The 3,839-nt window shown below is 65.1% G+C and carries 2 protein-coding genes; both read right to left on the bottom strand.

From position 1 onward, the window contains the following. On the bottom strand, positions 1-751 hold a 751-nt coding region (locus tag BLX42_RS09670), incomplete at its 3' end, for an acyl-CoA dehydrogenase family protein (RefSeq protein ID WP_161871674.1). A gap of 238 nt (positions 752-989) precedes the next feature. Beyond that, positions 990-3,839: trifunctional transcriptional regulator/proline dehydrogenase/L-glutamate gamma-semialdehyde dehydrogenase (gene putA / locus BLX42_RS09675; protein ID WP_161871675.1), on the bottom strand; the 2,850-nt coding region annotated here is incomplete at its 5' end.

A 3,839-nucleotide genomic window follows, 5' to 3' on the forward strand; every position in this document is an offset into this window, starting at 1 on the left:
CCAGCAGTACGTCGTTGCGCTCGCCACGACTGCCATCCTGATTGACCAGGTACTTGGGCACGATGAACAGCGAGATGCCTTTGACGCCGGGTGGCGCGTCCGGCAGCTTGGCCAGGACCATATGCACGATGTTTTCCGACAGTTCGTGGTCCCCGCCGGAGATGAAGATCTTGTTGCCCTTGATCCGGTAGCTGCCGTCTGCGCAGGGTTCGGCGCGTGTTCGGATGTCGGCCAGGGACGAACCTGCGTGCGGCTCGGTCAGCGCCATGGTGCCGAAGAACCGGCCTTCGATCATTGGCTGCAGGAACAGGCGTTTTTGCTCGTCGCTGCCGAAGCTTTCGATCAGGTTGGCCGCGCCCATGGTCAGGAAGGGGTAGGCCGTGGTGCCGGCGTTGGCGGCCTGGAAGTGGGCGAAGCAGGCCTGCGAGACCAGGCTGGGCAGTTGCATGCCGCCTGCGTCGAAGTCGCGGTTGGCGTTAAGGAAGCCCGCCTCGAGGAAGGCATCGACTGCGGGCTTTACCTCGGGGATCAACTCGGCGCGGCCGTCCACGTAGCGCGGCTCGTTTTCATCGGCCTTGCGGTTATGGGGCGCGAAGAACTTTTCGGCGACGGTGCGGGCGGTGGTCAGCGCCGCGTCGAAGGTTTCGCGGCTGTGCTCGGCGAAGCGCGGGCGCTGGGTCAGGGCTTGTGCATCGAGGACTTCGTAGAGTTCGAAGGCGAGGTTGCGGGGGCTGAGCAGAGTCTCGGGCATGGGAGGCGATCCTTGAGCTGGCTTGGGGCGAGTCTAGGACCGCAAAGAGGTGCGGGACAGTTTTATAGGTTTGGGTGATATGGGTTTAGAAGGTGGTGCAGCTGGCAGGTGATCCCACAGGGACCGCGCAGTTCTCGGGGTCTGCGCTGTCCCTGTAGGAGCTGGCTTGCCGGCGATGGGCCGCAAGGCGGCCCCAGATCGCTTAACCGACTGGCATTGAGCCTAGGCTCTATAGCCCTCAGCCAATGGTCATAAGGCTGGCGTTACCGCCGGCAGCGGCAGTGTTCACACTCACCGCCCGCTCGATCACCAGCCGCTCCAGCGCAATCTGGTGATCGCCGCTGGACAACCCGTGCACGCCGACGATCGCTCCGGCGCGCTTGGCCACCTGTTGGCACACACCACGCAGCTGGTCGGAGTCGCCGTGATGGATCACCGCGTCGAACGCCACCTCATCCTTGTTCCAGTCCGCCACCAGCTTGACCTTGGCCTGCAGCTCTTTTGGCAGGCGACCGCGCAGGGCTTTGCCCGGCTCGCCATCCACCCATACCGCCGAACTACCCACTGCCAGGACGGCAGCGAATTGCGCCAGCAGGTCGGCTTCGTTGTCCGCCAGGCACAGCACGTGCTCGCGCGGCAGGATGGTGTAGCTGTTGCGCTCGCCGGTCGGGCCTGGCAGCAGGCGGGCGATGCCGCTCTGCGACTGGCTGGCGAACTGGCTGCAAAGCGCGGCCAGGTCAGCTTGCTGGTTGCTCTCGGCCCAGGCCTTGAGGCTGTGCAGCGGCTTGATCAGCTGATCGTGCAGGGTACGGTCCGGTTTGCCTTCGCCATCCTGTTGCTGGAAGTGACGGCCAATGGCGTCTGCCGGGCGGGTCGACAGCAGGCGGTACAGGTACAGCGGGCCACCCGCTTTCGGGCCGGTACCGGACAGGCCTTCACCACCGAACGGCTGCACGCCCACCACCGCACCAACGATGTTGCGGTTGACGTACATGTTGCCGGCGTTGGCGTTCTCCACCACCTTGGCGATGGTCTCGTCGATGCGGGTGTGCACGCCGAGGGTCAGGCCGTAGCCGGAGTTGTTGATCTGCTCGATCAACTGGTCGAGGTTGCGGCGGTTGTAACGCACCACGTGCAGTACCGGGCCGAAGATCTCGCGCTTGAGCTCATCGAAGCTCTCCAGCTCGATCAGCGTTGGCATCACGAAGGTGCCACGCTTGGTTTCAGCAGCATCGGCGATGGCGACCTGATAAACAGGGCGGCCTTTTTCGCGCATGCCCTGGATGTGCTTCTCGATACCGGCCTTGGCTTCGGCATCGATCACCGGGCCAATGTCCACGGCCAGGCGGTCCGGGTTGCCCAGGCGGCTTTCGGCCATGGCGCCTTTGAGCATCTCGATCACGCGGTCAGCCGAGTCTTCCTGCAGGCACAGTACGCGCAGGGCCGAGCAGCGCTGGCCGGCACTGTCGAAGGCCGAGGACACCACGTCGATCACCACCTGCTCGGTCAGCGCCGAGGAATCGACGATCATCGCGTTCTGGCCACCGGTTTCGGCGATCAGCGGGATCGGACGGCCCTGGTTGTCCAGGCGCCCGGCGACGTTGCGCTGCAGCAGGCGCGCCACTTCGGTGGACCCGGTGAACATCACGCCCTTGACGCGTTCGTCGCCGACCAGGCCGGCACCAACGGTTTCGCCGCGCCCTGGCAGCAGTTGCAGCACGCCTTCCGGAATACCGGCTTCGAGCAGCAGGCGCACAGCCTGGGCTGCGATCAGCGGGGTCTGTTCGGCCGGTTTGGCCAGTACCGGGTTGCCGGCAGCCAAGGCTGCGGCCACCTGGCCGGTGAAGATGGCCAGCGGGAAGTTCCACGGGCTGATGCACACCACCGGGCCCAGTGGGCGGTGGGCGTCATTGCTGAAATCGTTGCGCGCCTGCACGGCGTAGTAGCGCAGGAAGTCAACGGCCTCGCGCACCTCGGCGATGGCGTTGGCGAAGGTCTTGCCGGCCTCGCGGATGAGCAGGCCCATCAGCGGCTGGATCTCGGCTTCCATCAGGTCAGCGGTGCGCTCCAGAATCGCTGCGCGCTCGGCGGGTGGAGTGGCCTGCCAGATGGGGGCGGCATTGAGCGCGCACTGGATGGCGTTGTCGACGTCGGCAACGGTGGCTTCCTGCACGTGGCCGACCACGTCGCGATGATCTGCAGGGTTCAGTACCGCTGTGGCAGCGCCTTCGCTGGCGGCGCAGGCGAGCAATGGGGTGGCTTTCCAGTCATTGTGGGCCGTGGCCAGCATGGCGCAGGACAGCGACGCCAGGCGGTGTTCGTTGGCCATGTCGATACCGGCCGAGTTGGCCCGCTCACTGCCATACAGGTCACGCGGCAACGGGATGCGCGGGTGCGGCAGGCCGATGCTGCCTTCCTGGGTGGCCATGCGCTCGATACTGGCGACCGGGTCGGCGACCAGTTCCTGGATGGAGATCGAGTGGTCGGCGATACGGTTGACGAACGAGGTGTTCGCGCCGTTTTCCAGCAGGCGGCGCACCAGGTAGGCCAGCAAGGTTTCGTGGGTGCCGACCGGCGCGTAGACGCGGCACGGGCGGTTAAGCTTGCCTTCCGAGACCTTGCCTACAACCTGCTCGTACAGCGGTTCGCCCATGCCGTGCAGGCACTGGAACTCGTACTGCCCCGGGTAATAATTCTGACCGGCGATGTGGTAGATAGCCGACAGAGTGTGTGCGTTGTGAGTAGCAAATTGCGGATAGATGGCTTCCGGTACCGCCAGCAACTTGCGGGCGCAGGCGACGTAGGAAACGTCGGTGTACACCTTGCGGGTGTAGACCGGATAGCCTTCCAGGCCCTCGACCTGGGCGCGCTTGATTTCGCTGTCCCAGTAGGCGCCTTTCACCAGGCGGATCATCAGGCGGTGACGGCTGCGTTTGGCCAGGTCGATGACGTAGTCGATCACATACGGGCAGCGCTTCTGGTAGGCCTGGATGACGAAGCCGATCCCGTTCCAGCCGGCCAGCGAAGGCTCGAAGCACAGGCGCTCGAGCAGGTCGAGCGACAGCTCCAGGCGGTCGGCCTCTTCAGC

It is taken from the genome of Pseudomonas sp. SG-MS2 (genome assembly GCF_009933855.1).
Taxonomy (GTDB): domain Bacteria; phylum Pseudomonadota; class Gammaproteobacteria; order Pseudomonadales; family Pseudomonadaceae; genus Aquipseudomonas; species Aquipseudomonas putida_E.